This is a genomic window from Bacillus sp. SIMBA_074 (genome assembly GCF_046534555.1).
Classification (GTDB): Bacteria; Bacillota; Bacilli; order Bacillales; family Bacillaceae_G; genus Bacillus_A; species Bacillus_A mycoides.
On the sequence record NZ_JAWRYM010000001.1, the window covers coordinates 221,066 to 237,112 of the forward strand.

General features: G+C 35.0%; 17 protein-coding genes and 2 pseudogenes. 8 read left to right on the forward strand and 11 right to left on the reverse strand.

The features are described from left to right. Nucleotides 1-28 precede the first annotated feature (28 nt). From fumC to SB773_RS01090, 4 genes and pseudogenes are all read right to left on the reverse strand, one after another. A complete protein-coding gene (gene fumC, locus SB773_RS01075; RefSeq protein ID WP_002035171.1) occupies nt 29-1,417 on the reverse strand; it encodes a class II fumarate hydratase in 1,389 nt (462 codons plus the stop codon). A gap of 126 nt (nt 1,418-1,543) precedes the next feature. Beyond that, on the reverse strand, nt 1,544-2,947 hold the full coding sequence (nhaC, locus tag SB773_RS01080) for a Na+/H+ antiporter NhaC (RefSeq protein WP_002126686.1): 1,404 nt from the start codon (nt 2,945-2,947) through the stop codon (nt 1,544-1,546). Nucleotides 2,948-3,342: 395 nt separating this feature from the next. Beyond that, a complete protein-coding gene (locus tag SB773_RS01085) occupies nt 3,343-4,002 on the reverse strand; it encodes a class I SAM-dependent methyltransferase (RefSeq protein ID WP_002030981.1) in 660 nt (219 codons plus the stop codon). A 112-nt stretch (nt 4,003-4,114) separates the two neighbouring features. Next, nucleotides 4,115-4,204: pseudogene (locus SB773_RS01090) on the reverse strand (TIGR03943 family putative permease subunit); the annotation flags it as partial. Nucleotides 4,205-4,207: 3 nt separating this feature from the next. On the opposite strand from SB773_RS01090, the pseudogene SB773_RS01095 reads away from it, so the two are divergent. Continuing rightward, nucleotides 4,208-4,325, forward strand: a pseudogene (locus SB773_RS01095) (cobalamin biosynthesis protein); the annotation flags it as partial. A 75-nt stretch (nt 4,326-4,400) separates the two neighbouring features. Here the strand turns inward: SB773_RS01095 and SB773_RS01100 are convergent. Then, complete coding sequence (locus SB773_RS01100) at nt 4,401-4,712, reverse strand: DUF3784 domain-containing protein (protein ID WP_002064702.1); 312 nt, start codon at nt 4,710-4,712, stop codon at nt 4,401-4,403. A gap of 163 nt (nt 4,713-4,875) precedes the next feature. Here SB773_RS01100 and SB773_RS01105 point away from each other — a divergent pair, with 163 nt between their 5' ends. Next, complete coding sequence (locus tag SB773_RS01105) at nt 4,876-5,841, forward strand: DMT family transporter (protein WP_002126685.1); 966 nt, start codon at nt 4,876-4,878, stop codon at nt 5,839-5,841. Between the two features lie 16 nt (nt 5,842-5,857). Continuing rightward, complete coding sequence (locus tag SB773_RS01110; RefSeq protein ID WP_002030983.1) at nt 5,858-6,529, forward strand: GntR family transcriptional regulator; 672 nt, start codon at nt 5,858-5,860, stop codon at nt 6,527-6,529. Between the two features lie 52 nt (nt 6,530-6,581). Here SB773_RS01110 and fbpA read toward each other — a convergent pair whose 3' ends face one another. Together fbpA and SB773_RS01120 are read right to left on the reverse strand one after the other, a co-directional pair. Continuing rightward, nucleotides 6,582-6,752 (reverse strand): Fur-regulated basic protein FbpA, encoded by a 171-nt coding sequence (gene fbpA / locus SB773_RS01115; protein ID WP_002012091.1) that lies wholly within the window; start codon nt 6,750-6,752, stop codon nt 6,582-6,584. A gap of 193 nt (nt 6,753-6,945) precedes the next feature. Further along, a complete protein-coding gene (locus tag SB773_RS01120) occupies nt 6,946-7,845 on the reverse strand; it encodes a cation diffusion facilitator family transporter (RefSeq protein ID WP_002012090.1) in 900 nt (299 codons plus the stop codon). 268 nt (nt 7,846-8,113) lie between these two features. Between SB773_RS01120 and SB773_RS01125 the strand changes: the two genes are divergently transcribed. Beyond that, complete coding sequence (locus SB773_RS01125) at nt 8,114-9,187, forward strand: WD40/YVTN/BNR-like repeat-containing protein (RefSeq protein WP_410588200.1); 1,074 nt, start codon at nt 8,114-8,116, stop codon at nt 9,185-9,187. Between the two features lie 40 nt (nt 9,188-9,227). Here SB773_RS01125 and SB773_RS01130 read toward each other — a convergent pair whose 3' ends face one another. Continuing rightward, the gene (locus tag SB773_RS01130; RefSeq protein ID WP_410588202.1) at nt 9,228-10,334 is read right to left on the reverse strand and encodes a DUF4179 domain-containing protein; all 1,107 of its coding nucleotides are present in this window, start codon (nt 10,332-10,334) and stop codon (nt 9,228-9,230) included. After that, nucleotides 10,331-10,897, reverse strand: coding sequence for a sigma-70 family RNA polymerase sigma factor (locus SB773_RS01135; protein WP_002012086.1), 567 nt, complete (start codon nt 10,895-10,897; stop codon nt 10,331-10,333). Before SB773_RS01135 ends, SB773_RS01130 begins: the two co-directional genes overlap by 4 nt. A 268-nt stretch (nt 10,898-11,165) precedes the next feature. On the opposite strand from SB773_RS01135, the gene asnB reads away from it, so the two are divergent. Further along, nucleotides 11,166-12,989, forward strand: coding sequence for an asparagine synthase (glutamine-hydrolyzing) (asnB, locus tag SB773_RS01140; RefSeq protein WP_002186199.1), 1,824 nt, complete (start codon nt 11,166-11,168; stop codon nt 12,987-12,989). A gap of 46 nt (nt 12,990-13,035) precedes the next feature. Here the strand turns inward: asnB and SB773_RS01145 are convergent, their stop codons facing one another. After that, nucleotides 13,036-13,863 carry a PP2C family serine/threonine-protein phosphatase gene (locus SB773_RS01145; RefSeq protein ID WP_002012083.1) on the reverse strand — a complete coding sequence of 276 codons (828 nt, stop codon included), beginning with the start codon at nt 13,861-13,863 and terminating at the stop codon, nt 13,036-13,038. A 124-nt stretch (nt 13,864-13,987) separates the two neighbouring features. Between SB773_RS01145 and SB773_RS01150 the strand changes: the two genes are divergently transcribed. Genes SB773_RS01150 through SB773_RS01160 form a run of 3 tightly spaced genes read left to right on the forward strand, consistent with a single transcriptional unit; the run spans nt 13,988 to nt 15,583 of the window. Next, the gene (locus SB773_RS01150; RefSeq protein WP_002030991.1) at nt 13,988-14,398 is read left to right on the forward strand and encodes a MarR family winged helix-turn-helix transcriptional regulator; all 411 of its coding nucleotides are present in this window, start codon (nt 13,988-13,990) and stop codon (nt 14,396-14,398) included. Further along, nucleotides 14,382-14,711 carry a DUF3147 family protein gene (locus SB773_RS01155; RefSeq protein ID WP_002086410.1) on the forward strand — a complete coding sequence of 110 codons (330 nt, stop codon included), beginning with the start codon at nt 14,382-14,384 and terminating at the stop codon, nt 14,709-14,711. Before SB773_RS01150 ends, SB773_RS01155 begins: the two co-directional genes overlap by 17 nt. Beyond that, a complete protein-coding gene (locus tag SB773_RS01160; RefSeq protein WP_002186201.1) occupies nt 14,663-15,583 on the forward strand; it encodes an alpha/beta fold hydrolase in 921 nt (306 codons plus the stop codon). Before SB773_RS01155 ends, SB773_RS01160 begins: the two co-directional genes overlap by 49 nt. A gap of 39 nt (nt 15,584-15,622) precedes the next feature. Here the strand turns inward: SB773_RS01160 and SB773_RS01165 are convergent, their stop codons facing one another. Next, on the reverse strand, nt 15,623-15,994 hold the full coding sequence (locus tag SB773_RS01165; RefSeq protein ID WP_000461762.1) for a hypothetical protein: 372 nt from the start codon (nt 15,992-15,994) through the stop codon (nt 15,623-15,625). Between the last annotated feature and the right edge of the window lie 53 nt (nt 15,995-16,047).

The window sequence follows — 16,047 nt, forward strand, 5'->3', positions numbered from 1 at the left end:
TCTAAATTAAGAATCTTGGCCTCTTCTATTATTCTTTCGGAGCAATCATTTTTTTCGGATCTACAATCTCATCAAATTGCTCTTCTGTTAGTAGTCCAGATTGCAATGCTGCTTCTTTTAAAGTTAACCCTTCTTTATGGGCATGCTTTGCAATTTTCGCGGCATTTTCATACCCGATATGTGGGTTTAGCGCTGTTACAAGCATTAATGAACGATTTACATTTTCATTAATTACTTCTTCATCTGCTTCAATACCAACTGCACATTTATCATTAAACGAAACGGTTGCATCAGCTAATAAGTGAGCAGATTGCAGGAAGTTGTAAGCAATAACTGGTTTGAATACGTTTAGCTCAAAATTACCTTGGCTCGCAGCAAATCCGATTGTTGTGTCATTCCCCATAACTTGTGCTACAACCATTGTTAATGCTTCACTTTGCGTTGGATTTACTTTACCTGGCATAATAGAGCTTCCTGGTTCATTTGCAGGGATAATAATTTCCCCAAGACCACTTCGTGGACCACTTGCAAGCCAGCGCACATCGTTAGCTATCTTCATTAAATCAGCAGCTAATGCTTTTAATGCTCCATGTGCAAATACAACTTCATCATGGCTCGTTAACGCATGGAATTTATTTGGTGCAGAAACAAATTGTTTACCTGTAAACAGACTAATTTCTTCTGCTACCATCTCACCAAATTTAGGGTGCGCATTAATTCCAGTTCCAACCGCAGTACCACCAATTGCTAATTCTTTCATATATGTATTGCTATCTGCAATCATACGCTCTGTTTTTTCAAGCATACGGTGCCATCCGCTAATTTCTTGTCCTAACGTTAAAGGTGTTGCATCTTGTAAATGCGTACGACCGATTTTAATAATATGTTCAAATGCAGTTACTTTTTCTGCTAATGTTTCTTTTAATTTCGTAATAGCTGGCAATACATGGTTTTCTACCGCAATTACACACGCTACATGAAGTGCTGTTGGGAACGTATCATTTGAACTTTGAGACATGTTCACGTCATCATTCGGATGAATATGTACGTCAGATCCCTTTTCTTTCAAAATTTGATTACCGCGGTTTGCAATTACTTCATTTACATTCATATTCGATTGTGTACCACTACCCGTTTGCCATACGACAAGTGGAAAATGTTCATTCCATTTTTCTGCGATAACTTCATCAGCAGCTTCCACAATTGCTTGCGTCTTCTCTTCTGATAGCTTTCCTAATTTTTGATTACTAAGCGCTGCACTCTTCTTTAAAATCGCAAATGCTTTTACAATTTCAAGCGGCATATGCTCTGTTCCAATCGGAAAATTTTCCTTACTACGCTGCGTTTGTGCTGCCCATAATTTATCAGCTGGAACTTTCATTTCTCCTAATGTATCTCTTTCAATTCTGTACTCCATTTTTTCATCCCCTTGAAAATAAAATACCTACATCTTTTATTTTAACAGACTTTCTATCAAATGATAAGAATTCTCATTAATACATATAAAAAAAATTACCTTCCGCCACCGCAGAAGGTAATTTTTTTATGATGCTTGCTTTCCTTTATCCGCATCATCTACATACCAAATGAACTTGCCTGTATATCCATAAATAACTGCTAAAATGAGTGATACGAAGCTTAGCCACATAAATGGAACGTATGATAATGTTGATACACCTAAAATACCAGCCATAAAAATACCATTATCAGACCATGGAACCATACCAGAAGTCAAAGTTCCACCTACTTCTGAGTTACGTGCTAATACGCGGCGATCTATTTTTAATTTATCATAGCTATCTTCCATAATTTTTGGTGTTAAAATAAGTGATACGTACATCGCACAACCAAATATGTTAGCTAAAAATGCAACGATTAATGTAGACAATGTTACATTACCTGCAGAATTTAATTTCTTCTCAAATTTCGATACGATTACCTTTAGAACACCTAACTTTTCAAGTAATCCACCAAAACCTAATCCGAAAATAATAACAGCTACTGAACCAAGCATACCATTAATTCCACCACGGTTTAATAACTTATCGACAAACTCGACACCAGATTGAATTGAGAATCCGTTATATGCTGTTCCAATTGCCTCTCCAAAGTTCATTCCTTGGAAAAGTGTTGCCCAAATTGCACCAATTAAAGCTCCCATAGCAATTGTTGGCATAGATGGTTTCTTCATCGCCAATAGCACAATAACAATTACCGCTGGAACAAGCATCCATATTTTAATATCAAAGTGCTTTAATAAAGATTCTTTTAAAAACTCAACTCTATTTAAATCTACATTATCCCCGCCATACATCCATCCAGCAACAGTAAACATAATGCTGGTAATAATATAAGCTGGAACGTCTAATACGAGCATAGCTCGAACGTGAGCGATAACATCTACTTTCGCCATAGAAGCTGCAAGAACTGTGCTATCAGAAAGTGGTGATAATTTGTCTCCGAAATAAGCTCCTGAAAGGACTGCACCCGCAACAAGCGGAAGTGGTAATCCAAGCCCTTCACCTATCGCCATCATAGCAATACCTGCAGTTCCAACTGTTCCCCATGATGTTCCTGTCGCGATAGAAGTGATTGAACAAATAATTAAAGTTGCCAATAAGAATATGCTAGGGTGAATGAATTCTAATCCATAATAAATTAATGTAGGTACAACCCCACCAGCAATCCACGTTCCAATTAAAGCCCCAACTGCAACTAAAATAAGAATTGCTTCTAATCCATTAGAAATCCCTTTCGTAATTGCATCTTGCAATTCTTGATAACGAAATCCTAATCTTAATCCAAGCGCAATAACTAAAAACCATGAAATAAATAGCGCTAATTGAATTGGGAGATCAAAAATCGTTTGGAAGGAAAAGACGACAGCAAGAAATAGGCATAAAAGAATAATAATTTCTAGCATCGATGGTAATCTTACACTTTTCATTTTTTTCTCTCCTTACAAGTCGATAACATGATGTATGTAGTCTTACGTGTATGTAGTATACAATTAGCGAAGACAAAACAAAATTTTCATATTATTTCGATTTATTTTTTCAGTATAATATATTCACAACCCTTTCTATTGTAAAAGTAGATTGCGCTTTTCGCAATGAAAAATATAAAAAATGTTGTATTTTTATTTATTTAGATAAAAACACCTAATGAAATAAAACTTTAATCAATGAGGGTTTTATCCATCCCCACTAATTATTAACCCATAATAACCTTTTTAATATTTGCCTCAACAAAACTTTTTACTACCGCTTTCACCTCATATGTAATAATATATTTCCACATAAAAAAAGAGCACACATCATTTAATCGATGCATGCGCCTCTTTTATTTATACATATTTTGTATCTCTTCTTTATTTTTAAGTATTTCCGAAAACTTATCGCTACAACCTTTCGGAAATAAAACTCCGAGTCCATATGAATGCCCAAACTGAAAATGAGGGTATTTCACCTTGACCTCATCCCAAAACTTATACACACCGAAATCACCGTTTTTAACTTCAATATCATGAAATAATACAATACCGTTTTTCGCAACTTTAGGTAACCATGTTTTATAATCATGAGAAACAGCTTCATACGTATGATAGCCATCAATATGCAAAAGATTTATCGTTTCATCTTGAAACTCATCCAGAGCATCATCAAAAGTAGACCGAATTAAATTCCCTATATTCAGGTAGTTATCCCTCACCACTTTTTCTACTATTTGAAAAACCCCTTCTCCATATGGACCTGTATGCCCATCTCCAGCCCAAGTATCTACAGCAAAACATTTTGTGGCTAACCCACCATCTTTTACCCCCTGGCAAAAACTAAAAAAGGAAGCACCTAAATGCGTACCTAACTCAACTAAAGTTGCTGGTTCTTCAAATCTTACTAAATCATATGCGAAATCTAAATGCCCACTCCACGCAGATTGTGACCGAATAATAGGACTAAAATTTTCAAATTCAAACGATGGTTTATGAGTAACCCAGTTCATCACGTATCTCCTTATACACATATTTTTAACAAACCAAATTACTCTTATCTTTATTTTTTTGGCGCCGCGATTATGATTATATTTCATAAAAAGATGAAGAATTACCCCATTCTTATTGGGGTAAAGCATCATATACATATGGATTTGCTGGCTTCTTAATCTTCTCTACTTTACTTATTTTCACAAGTGGAAATAGCATTCCTTAGAACCAGAAGCATTGAAAAACTTGGATGAACGATATGGAGATCAAATAACTGAACTTGTATTTATCGGCATCGATATGAATCGTTCTATTAACAGAAAAAGAAATGAAACAAGATTGAAATACATTTGTTGATCCTATTCCCGCTTTTACTTTCACTTCATAATAAAAAGGCTTCCGTAGCATGGAGCCTTTTTCACTTTGTAGTACTCTTATTTAACATATTTGCTTTAATAAGAAACACAATTGTACCTAAAACAATTAAGATAGCATATACGATACCAACTACATCACCTATTTTTTCTAAGCCAAACGGTAATAGTATAGTAGCAACTCCGACTATATAGGAAAACACACCTGAAAGCTTCGCTAATTTATTTTTATCTCCAACAAACGTTTCTTCCTGATAGCCTGCCAACAAAAACAATCTCTTTTTCACATGTATTTGATAGCCTAAAAAAATGATAAGTAATCCAACAAATAAACAAACCAAAAATCCTGCTAGCATATAACTCTCCCCTACGATATTTTACTATACACAAAAAAGATGATCGTTCTTACTAAACAATTTTATTTTTAATTAGAAATTTCAGTTTATTAACACTCCATTTCGTGATATATTGCATATTGTATCTAATATATATTTTTTTGAAAGGAGGACTATATATTTTATGGATCCAAATCGATTAAAAGGAATTATAATGGTCATAATCGGTGCTTGTTTATGGGGATTGTCCGGAACAGCTGCGCAACAACTTTTTCAATACGAAAACGTTTCTACTGAATGGTTAGTTACAATCCGTTTGCTTATATCCGGTGCTATTTTGCTCATTATGTCATCATTCGGAGCGAACAAAAAAGAAATATTTGGAATTTGGAAACAAAAGTCTGATGCAAATAAGATAATTTTGTTCGGTCTTTTAGGCATGCTTGCTGTACAGTACACGTACTTCGCTTCTATTAAAGAAGGAAACGCTGCTGTTGCAACTTTGTTACAATATTTAGCCCCTATATTTATCACTGTATACTTACTTTTCAAATGGAGCGTTCGTCCATCAAAAATTGATTATATTTCAATTACCCTCTCATTAGTAGGGACTTTTCTCCTATTAACAAACGGTTCTGTTCATAACTTAGCTGTATCTACACCTGCTATCATTTGGGGCATTTTATCTGGACTATCTCTTGCATTTTATAGTTTGTATTCAAAAGAATTGTTAGAAAAGTGGTCTTCATCCGTTATCGTTGGATGGGGGATGATCATTGGGGGGATTGGCGTAACGATTTTACACTTTATTTCCACAAACGAATTCATTTTATTATCAACTATGAAATATGTAAAACTAAGTACCCTCCCGCTCATTACATTTGTCGTCATTTTCGGGACACTCATCGCATTTTATTTATACTTAGATAGCATAAGATACCTTACGCCTAAAGAAACAACATTATTTGGCTGTACAGAACCACTCGCAGCTATTATTTCTTCTGTGCTTATTTTGCACGTACCGTTTCAATCTTTTCAGTTATTAGGTGCTTTTTGTGTAATTGTAATGGTGCTCATATTAAGCCAAAAACCGGATAAAGGAAAACCAAAATTAAAGCTTGTTAATACGAAAAAGAAACATATACAATGAAAGGATTGAATTCACTATGCCTGTCCCTCAAAATTATAAAAAACCAGGAAGAGTTTCAGCAAAGTCACTCGTTTTAAATCAACTGCAAGATTGGATTATAGAAGGTGTTTTACGACCTGATGAAAAAATAAATGATGGGGAATTGGCAGAAGCACTAGGAGTAAGCAGAACACCTGTTAGAGAAGCTTTACAAATTTTAGAACTTTCTGGATTAGTTGAAATGGTACCTGGGCAAAAAACGAAAATCGCGCCTATTAAGTTAGACGACGTATCTATCATTTATGAGACGATAGCTGGTCTTCACTCAATTATAGGAAAGCAAGCACTTCAAAAAGTTACAGACGCTGATATTAAACTACTTTCCGAAATAAATGATGCTTTTCAACAATCTATACATGAAAAAGATTCAAAAAAAGCTTTAGAACTAGATATACGATTTCACAATACAATTACTTCTATTGCTAAAAACCGATATATTGAACCTTTTCTAGAAAATATGCAACTTCACATTTTACGCCTTGAATATTTATTTTTCCAAAACTTCGTGCCTGCAAGTCAATCTATTAAAGAACATCACTCTATAATTCAAGCACTACAAAAACAGGATGAAAAACGAATGGAACAAATGATGTCTCAAAACTGGCTCCGTCCAATGAAAGAAATACAAAAAATAATTTCTATGAAATAATAAAGCTGGTTACACAAAAGTGTAACCAGCTCCTTCTTTAATAATCTATGTGCTATGCCTGAATATTTGCGTAATCTTCAATATGCTCGTACTCTTTTTCCAATTCCTCTAAAGACAGCTCGTATAATTGTCGGTCGCGAATCTTAAACACCCCTGCTCCAATTAACTCATCAATTAAATGTCTCTTACGATTTTCAACAGCAAAACGGAGTTGACTACTCATCTTTTAAAAAACTCCTTTCTACGATCATTGAAAATGATAATCTTTATCAATTACCACTTTTGATTATAAAAGATGATTCTTAATAAGTAAAGTAATCTTATGAAATATTTACCTTACAAAGTATTTGTGGCCACATTATATATATGTATGCCACGCGAAAAATGTTATGACATTTTTTCATACCCTTTTTCTTTCATACTTTGCAAGTTGTCTCATTATGGTTAAATTCACCTTCTATTTCAACTTGAATGGTGACATGTTCTACATGAAATTTCCCCTTTAATACATCCGTTGCTTCTTTCAATACGCTTTGCGTTTCATTACCTTCGATAATAAGATGGCAAGTTAATACTTGAAAATCTGATGTTACAGACCATATATGTAAATCATGAACTTCTTTTACAATAGTAATATTTAATAATGTATTTTTCACCTCTTCAGCATCTATGTGCTGCGGTGCACCTTCCATTAATATATGAACTGTATCACGTGTTACACGCCATCCACTTATAATGACTAAAATAGACACAAGAATACTAGCAACCGCATCTGCAGCAGTCCATCCAAAAAATTTAATAAGTAACGCAGCAATAATCGCTCCAACTGAACCTAATAAATCGCCTAGTACATGTAAGAACGCACTTCTTAAATTTAAATTACCTTTCACATCTCCGCCTCTCATTAATATCCAAGCTGATACAATATTAATAAGCAGACCAAGCACAGCAATAATGAGCATTCCATTACTAGCGATTTCAACTGGTTCCTTAAAACGACGAATTGCTTCAATAAAAATATATACTGAAATGACAATAAGAACGACACCATTACATAATGCCGCTAACATTTCGACTCGCTTATACCCATATGTTTTCGCGGCCGTTGCCGTTTTTTCCCCAAGCTTGAACGCAAGTAAACTTAAAGCTAAGGATACTGCATCACTTAACATATGCCCTGCGTCAGACAATAGTGCTAAGCTATTTGTTACAAATCCGCCAATAACTTCAGCAATCATAAAGCTTGTTGTTAATAAGAAGGCAATTAATAACGCTTTTTTATTTTTTGAATGACCGTGATCATGTGAGTGCCCCATACAAATGCTCCTTTAAGTGCAATATCTGTATGTTAGTATGAAACACATTCCCTATCTTTATCCCCCATTAACGCCCGATAGTGAATGCTACTAATCAGTAGAAGATGAACAATACCCCACTGATTAAAGTTTCACTTTATCCCGCTTCCTCTGTATACAAACTTCGCTACTTTTCAAACAAGTCCTTTTTCTCAACTAAAAACAAGACTACTTCTTTTTTATTTTCATATTGTTTACTAATGAAAGAATTTTTAAGGGGGTTACAAAATTGAAACGACTATTTCTCTGCATGGAGCGTGAACTTGTTGTAGTAAAAGAACAATATGGTAACTATGAAACCACATATCATTTACAAAATATGCAACCTACCTGTATTGTGGTTGATCCATTCCAAACAAATCGTGTTTATTGCGGCACATTTGGACGAGGTTTATGGCTAAGTGACGATGGCGGGGATTCGTGGAGACCAATTGGAGATTCATATCGTTACTTTGATTTCCCTAAAGAGGATGGTATTTTACACTCTTCTATTACTTCTATAACGATAAGCTCAAATGAACAAGTTAACGGCTACGGCGTCGTTTATGTAGGTACAGAACCTAGTGCTTTATTCCGTTCAGAAAATGGTGGTGAAACGTGGACTGAACTTAAAAATATGAAATCATTATTATCTTCTTATACGTGGGCTTTTCCGCCTAGACCTTTTACCCATCACGTACGCTGGATTACAGTTGATCCAAACAATCCAAATACACTCCATGTTTCAATCGAAGCTGGTGCTGTTATTCAAAGTAATGATACAGGGCATACATGGATTGATAAAAAATTCGGTGCTCCTATCGATGCTCATCAATTACTCATGCACCCTGAAGCCCCAAATCGCCTTTATGCATCATGTGGTGACGGATTTATGGGCGGACCTGATCGTGCATATCTTGAAAGTTATAACAGTGGAAACAGCTGGATCTCATGTAGTGACGGACTTGAGCATCATTATTTATACAGCATGGCTATCGATCCCGCTGATTGCGATACAATTCTTGTTTCTGCCGCACCAAGTGCCGACCTTGCTCATCACCGTATTCCTTATGAATCTTATATTTATCGGAAAACGAAAGATACTCCGTTCCAGCAAGTACAGCAAGGTCTACCATCTGCAATTGGTACAGTCATTTCGATGTTTGCTACAAATCCAGCCGAACCACATACGTTTTACACTTTAAATAATAATGGCGTCTTTCAATCCAATGATAGCGGCGAATCGTGGGAACAACTAAATATTCCGTGGAAAGATGAGTATAAAACGCAGCATCCGCATGCGTTACTCGTAACTAGTTTTTAACGAAAAAGAGACTGCCTAATGTTTTTAGGCAGTCTCTCTTTTATTTCTTTAAATCAATTACGATATCATCTAGAACAATATCTTTACTCTTCGCTTCTTTTTTCGGCACTTCAATTTTCTTCTCTTTTCCATTCACATATTCCACTCCACCATGATTTTCAGGTGTATGAACTCGCAAGTGCACACGAGGTGTAACGATAAGCTTTGTTGCATTTTCGTTTAACATTTGGAATGTAGCACTCCAACTACTTTTATGTGGCTCTGCTACTGTACTAGTTCCGCCATTTCCTTCACCTGCATATTTATTTCCTAAATCATCTTTTATTTCTAATTCCACATCAGCGCTATCCCATATACTCCGTAATGCCTTAGATTCTTCCTGATTGTAAAAAACGATAAAGGACATCGGGGTTACTTCCATTTTATCTATGTTTACTTTTATTCCTTCTTTTTCAGAAATTCCTTGAAGCTTAATTTCTTTACTATCCATTCCCTTAACAGTAAGGGCAAAATTCCAATTCCCTTTTATAGATTTCTTTTCCTCATACATATTTATTGCCTCTATGTCCCACCAAACATTTGCAACATCTAACCTTTCACTACCATGACCACTCATCGTAGTCATACCTACATATTTTCCCTCTCCAACTTTTGTCACGTCCGAACTACCTCCTCCACCATTAAAGCCCATCACTTGCGGACTTCCAAATGGGAACGGTTTCTCTCCTAAATCTTTTTCGCTTTCAATAGAATATGTGATTGTAATTGTTCTACCATCGAACACAGCATCATTAATTGTAACCTTAACCCCATTACTCTCCCTCGTCATATTCAATTCAGTCGAAAACTCTTTATAATTTTCATATAACCCTGTTCTACCATTATCTAAAAATCGGAATATGTCACCTACAATTGGCAATCCCCCTGCATATGTAGGAAACCCGATACCAAGCGTTGCAACTGATAATCCTACTAAAATAGATGCAGCAGCGACACCCTTTTTCCAACTTTTCATCTTTTTCTTCATACGTATCGATTGTTTTACATTACGTTTTACTTTTTCTTTTTCAATTTCAGAAGCCTCAATTTCCTCAAGTTCTTTTTCATCTATATCAATGTCATTTAATAGTTCATAAATGTCTTTCATATTGCACTACCTCCAAAACTAATATTCGTAGCATTTTGTTGTAGTTTCTTTTTTCCCCGGTACACACGATTATCGATCGCCGCCCTGGTTAATCCTAACTTGTCACCGATTTCCTCTGTCTTCATACCGAGAAGATATTTCATAATGAACACCTTTTGATCTAACGGTTCTAATTGATTAATAAGCTTCAATAACTCTTCCCTATCTTCCATAACGATTAATTCATCTTCTGCCGATTTTTCTGTACTAATATGAAACTCATCTGAAATAATTTCTACTGTTCTAGTCGCTTTCCGGTAATAATCAATCGCCTTAAACTTTGCAATCGCTGCAATCCATTTTTTAAAATCATTCGGCTCTCCATGAAATTTATTTGCATTATTCCAAATGGAAAGAAATATATCGTTTACACATTCCTCTATGAGTCCATCATTTTGAACCGGAAGAAGAACTTTGTGCGTTATCCCCTTTATGAGCGGTAAGTATGTATCGACAACAAATTCTAGCGCATCTTCCTTCTGCCGCTGTAATCTTTTTATAAAATTTTTCTCATTTGATTTCATGTAGCGATTCCCCTTATTTTTTTGTAAAAGCTTTTACACCCTATATAACGTTTTGGAAATTTTTTTCTCTCATCTTTTTTATTTTTTGTATGTAATGGAATACTTTTCCTTAGCCATTGTCTCATATAAATATAAGCTTGAAGAAAATTTTCTCAAGTCTGTAATTCAATTAGTGTAGTACACTATTTATGCAGACACTCTTTAACCTAGTGTACATTTCATTTAATTAATCTACTTTTATAATTTTAAATTAGGAGATGAAATTTGTATGTGTGGAATTACAGGTTGGGTAGATTGGAAGAAAGATCTTTCAAATGAACATGTTATTTTAGAAAAGATGGCGAATAGTATTCAGCATCGCGGTCCTGATGCTGAAGGATTTTGGTTTTCTCCTCGTGCGGCCTTTGCACACCGACGTTTAATTGTTATTGACCCAGAAGGTGGGACGCAGCCAAAAACATTCCGTGCCGGTGATTATACGTATGCTCTTACTTATAATGGAGAAATTTATAATTTTCGTGAGCTGAGAGAGCAGCTTCAAAAATGTGGTCATGCATTTGAAACTCATTCAGATACAGAAGTGTTACTACATGCTTATTTAGAATGGAAAGAAGACTGCGTACAACATTTAAACGGAATTTTCGCTTTCGCCTTATGGGATGATCAGAAGCAACAACTGTTTTTAGCACGTGATCATTTAGGCGTAAAGCCACTCTTTTATACAGAAAGAAATGACAGTATTATTTTCGGATCTGAAATAAAAGCGTTATTAGCTCATCCATCTGTTCCTGCTGAAATTGATGCGGATGGAATAAATGAAATATTTGGATTAGGCTTATTTCGAACTCCAGGATGTGGCGTCTTTAAACATATTCAAGAAGTTCGTGCTGGACATTCTATAACATTCACACGTGATAAAAAAGTAGTTAAGAAGTATTGGAATTTAGAAAGTAAGATCCATACAGACTCTACCCAAGACACATCTTCTCATATTTTATCTATTTTACAAGATACAGTAAAAAGACAATTAATTGCTGATGTTCCCCTCGTTTGTATGTTATCAGGCGGATTAGATTCTAGTGGTATTACTGCACTGGCAGGTAAAGAATTTAGAGAGGAACACAAAACACTTCACACATATTCAATCGACTTTTTAAATAGCGCGAAAGATTTCGAACTGACATTTGCTCGCACTGGTTTAGACGCTCCTTGGGTAAAACGTGTTTCTGAACATGTAGGGACATCGCATCATGATATTATTGTGAATGCTGAAGAATTAGCAAATCACTTATTCGTTCCCCTCCATGCAAAAGATTTACCAAGTGCTGGCGAAATGGAAACTTCACTTTATTTACTATTTTGCGAAATGAAAAAAGATGCAACCGTAGCTTTATCTGGAGAATCTGCTGATGAAGTATTCGGGGGATATCCTTGGTTTCATCAAGAAGAACTATTATATGTAGATAAGTTTCCGTGGTTAACAAACTGGAAAAACACATCTTCTCTATTATTAAACGACGTAACAACTCAATGTAATCCTGAGCAGTACATTAATAAACGATTCCATGAGGCTGCTCTTGAAGTACCTACTCTTGAAGGTGAAAGTAAAAAAGAAGCGAAACAGCGTCAAATGTTTTATTTATTTTTAACACGATTCCTTCCGTTCTTACTCGACCGTAAAGACCGTATGAGTATGGCTGTAGGATTTGAAGTTCGTGTACCGTTTTGCGATTATAGATTAGTTGAATATTTATGGAACGTTCCTTTCAATATTAAAAGTATTGATAATATCGAAAAGGGAATTTTACGTAGAGCGCTGAAACCAGCTTTACCTGATGATGTGCGAAATAGAAGAAAAAGCGCTTACCCTACTTCACAGGATCCACACTATTTACAAACAATCCGCAATTTAACGCTTGATATGTGCAGTAATAAAAACAATCCTGTTTTCTCACTCATTAACCATTCCATATTACTTGCAATTGCTGATCAAAGTAACAAAGAGATTACCAATTTTGAAGCAAGAAGTGCTATGGAGTATATGCTACAAGTAAATGAATGGTTAAAAACGTATCATATTCATATTGCTTAACAAAAAAGAGTTCAAGGACAAAAACCCTTGAACTCTCTTTCATTTATTAATTGGCACATTGTCTATTTTCAGTATCGATGGACCATCCAATAATAGTGGCACAATCTCTACCTTTCCACTGAAGTACATTTGTTAATACAGGCTCAATCTGTAAACAAGATCCGTCGTGTAATATTTCTACTAAAGATTGATCATCATCAAACTTTAGTTTATCACACTCTAAAATACCATCCGTTGCCATTACAATGTGATTCTGACCTTTTTCTAATCCCCTTACCCCTGATGTAAAACAAGGTGTATTCGCTGCAAAAACATTTTTTCTTCCTATATACTCATAGTTCTTACGCTTATTTAGCCTACCTTTTCCATTTTTCGTTTGCTCTGAATGGAATAAATACGCGAAGCAATCACCAACTGATAGCCAATATAAGAACTCACCTTTTCGTAAACAAATTAAACATGCAAGTTCCTCATCATCTTGGTCACATTTCTCGATAAAGAGCTCATCTGTAAATAACGCTAATAAATACATATGTGTATGATGAAATGCTAAATGGATTGGGTATGAAAATAACTCTTTTAGTTTTTCTTCTCTTTCTGAAATCGCTTCTATTATATAATGTATATTTTTCGTTTTATGATGTGTATCAAAAATCATAACAAATTCAAATTCTAATTTCGGATCCCACCAAGCTAGCACTGCATCTCCTCTTTCATATGCATCACTCTCTTGATTTCCTCCATATACGCCGACTGAAAGAGGACCACATTTTTCAACATGTATTTGATCTACATACATCTTTTCATGACTAATCCATTTAAATGTATTCACAGCTATCATCCTCTCTCTTGCTAAATGTATACCTTTACACATAGATTACCTTATATTTCAATAAAAATAAACTTTTTCAACATTTTTAATGAAAATAAAAGGATTTCACTTCTTAATCAACGAATATATCTTACTATACGATATAAAAATAGGAGGATTTATCATTATGAAAGACATTAATCAACATTGGGAAAGTATTTATTATCACTTACGATATGAATATGAAGACAACCTTTCTCACCAAGCTATTCGTATTTTACAAATCGTTTCTCGTGAGAAAGATATAACAATTGGAAAAGTTGCTACTGAGCTTAGTCTCTCTCATAACACAGCATCTGAACACGTAAAGCGCCTTATTCAAAAAGGATTTATTATAAAAGAAAGAAACAAACACGATGAAAGGGTTGTAAACCTTACTTTAACGAAAGAAGGCATTGAAGTATTAGAAAAGCATACTTTACTAGATAAAGAAAAGATAAAAATATTAGAATCACAGTTATCAAAAGAAGAACAACAATTAATTGAAAAAGCCTTTTCGTTATTAGCGAAGGAGGCAAAATATGCATTTCCTCGTTAAAGTAATCGTTTCGGCACTTATTATCGGCGTTATTACTGAAGTCGCTAAACATTATAGTACGATAGGCGGCTTTATCGCTGCCCTTCCACTCGTTAGTTTACTAAGCCTATTTTGGATTTCTTTCGAAGGTGGGAGTAAACAAGAATTAAGTCAATTCGCTTTAGGCGTATTATATGGATTTCCTGCATCCGCACTACTATTATTTATTGTTTATATCGGTTTAAAGAACTCCTTTTCACTTAGTACATCTATACTCTTCGGCATATGTGCCTGGTGTATCGTCTTTACTTGCCAAAAAGTATTTCAAGCTTAGGGGGAATTACTATTAATAGATCAATAGAGATATTTGGACAAACTGTAGAAGTATATATAAGAGGTAACAGTAAACAAACTGTAGTCATTCAAACAGGAATGACTTGCTCATTTTATGATTGGCTCCCTATTATAGAAGAGCTTTCACAACACTTTACAGTTGTTTCATACCATCGCCCAGGTTACGGAAAAAGTGAGCTAGGAAATACTCCACGTACAGCAAGGCAAGTTACAAAGGAACTACATATGTTACTAAACAAACTCCATATTCACAAGCCAATCATTCTAATCGGCCATTCCTATGGAGGGTTATGTGCACAACATTTTGCAATGTTACATGAAGATAGGCTGCAAGCACTTCTTTTAGTTGATTCTACTTCCATGAACTTACACCGATTAGATGAGCTTCATTTACCAGTTTCTGATCAAACTGATTCTGATGATATGTGGCTACAAAAATATTATACTTACTCCAACATGGATGCAGACGCACTTTATAATGAACTAAAATCTATGCTCGTCAATACAACAAAACAGCATATCAAATTTTCTACCTCTCCTTCATTATATAAAGCGACAGCTTCTGAACTGTCCGAGTGGAAAAATTGTGCTCGCTCAATAAAAAAACAACATAAAACATTAGAAATACCATTAATTGTTATCGGTAGAGATCCTCAATATTCTATTGCTCAATTAATTGAGGGCGGTATGCCAAAAGAAGAAGCTACACAACTTGAAGATATGTGGCAAGAACTTATTCGTGAACAATTAAATCTCTCAATAAACAGCCAATACATTTTGGCTGAACATGCTAGTCACGGGATAGAAAACGATCGTCCAGATGCTATCATTGAAGCCATTCACTTATTGTAAATAAAAAAAGGAAGCAACTAAAGCTGCTTCCTTACTTATCTATTCATAGTCTTCTTCATCATCGACTTCTTCATAATACGAACTCCCATTGCTTACATATATAGGACCGTTCGCAACATCAATACGTAGTACCCATGCCCATGGCACAGCTAAACGTTTATGTATTGCTCTCCAAAAGTTCATTGATTTTCTTTCGTACTCCTGGAACTCCTGAAGTAACTCTTTATAGGAGGAACCGTCTAACTGAATATTTGCTTCTAATAAACGAGAATGGGCATAGTACTGTAACTCTAGTTCAGCAGCAATCTCCATTTCTTCTTCCGTTGCCATACCTATAATTGCTCCATCTGCTGGTGCGATTTCATATACGTTGTGAACTTCAATAAGCCCTTCTTTCTCTTTCTCAAACATGTAAACAGCCTCCTTTAACCAATATTTTTTATGTTACAAAGTCATACTTCTAC

Coding starts and splice junctions, on each gene's coding strand:
- SB773_RS01105 (WP_002126685.1), top strand. CDS start 4,876: ATGGATCCAAATCGATTAAAAGGAATTATAATGGTCATAATCGGTGCT.
- SB773_RS01155 (WP_002086410.1), top strand. CDS start 14,382: ATGCATTTCCTCGTTAAAGTAATCGTTTCGGCACTTATTATCGGCGTT.
- SB773_RS01130 (WP_410588202.1), bottom strand. CDS start 10,334: ATGAAAGACATTTATGAACTATTAAATGACATTGATATAGATGAAAAA.
- nhaC (WP_002126686.1), bottom strand. CDS start 2,947: ATGAAAAGTGTAAGATTACCATCGATGCTAGAAATTATTATTCTTTTA.
- fbpA (WP_002012091.1), bottom strand. CDS start 6,752: ATGAGTAGTCAACTCCGTTTTGCTGTTGAAAATCGTAAGAGACATTTA.
- SB773_RS01135 (WP_002012086.1), bottom strand. CDS start 10,897: ATGAAATCAAATGAGAAAAATTTTATAAAAAGATTACAGCGGCAGAAG.
- SB773_RS01145 (WP_002012083.1), bottom strand. CDS start 13,863: ATGTGTAAAGGTATACATTTAGCAAGAGAGAGGATGATAGCTGTGAAT.
- SB773_RS01100 (WP_002064702.1), bottom strand. CDS start 4,712: ATGCTAGCAGGATTTTTGGTTTGTTTATTTGTTGGATTACTTATCATT.
- SB773_RS01120 (WP_002012090.1), bottom strand. CDS start 7,845: ATGGGGCACTCACATGATCACGGTCATTCAAAAAATAAAAAAGCGTTA.
- SB773_RS01110 (WP_002030983.1), top strand. CDS start 5,858: ATGCCTGTCCCTCAAAATTATAAAAAACCAGGAAGAGTTTCAGCAAAG.
- asnB (WP_002186199.1), top strand. CDS start 11,166: ATGTGTGGAATTACAGGTTGGGTAGATTGGAAGAAAGATCTTTCAAAT.
- fumC (WP_002035171.1), bottom strand. CDS start 1,417: ATGGAGTACAGAATTGAAAGAGATACATTAGGAGAAATGAAAGTTCCA.
- SB773_RS01160 (WP_002186201.1), top strand. CDS start 14,663: ATGTGCCTGGTGTATCGTCTTTACTTGCCAAAAAGTATTTCAAGCTTA.
- SB773_RS01150 (WP_002030991.1), top strand. CDS start 13,988: ATGAAAGACATTAATCAACATTGGGAAAGTATTTATTATCACTTACGA.
- SB773_RS01165 (WP_000461762.1), bottom strand. CDS start 15,994: ATGTTTGAGAAAGAGAAAGAAGGGCTTATTGAAGTTCACAACGTATAT.
- SB773_RS01085 (WP_002030981.1), bottom strand. CDS start 4,002: ATGAACTGGGTTACTCATAAACCATCGTTTGAATTTGAAAATTTTAGT.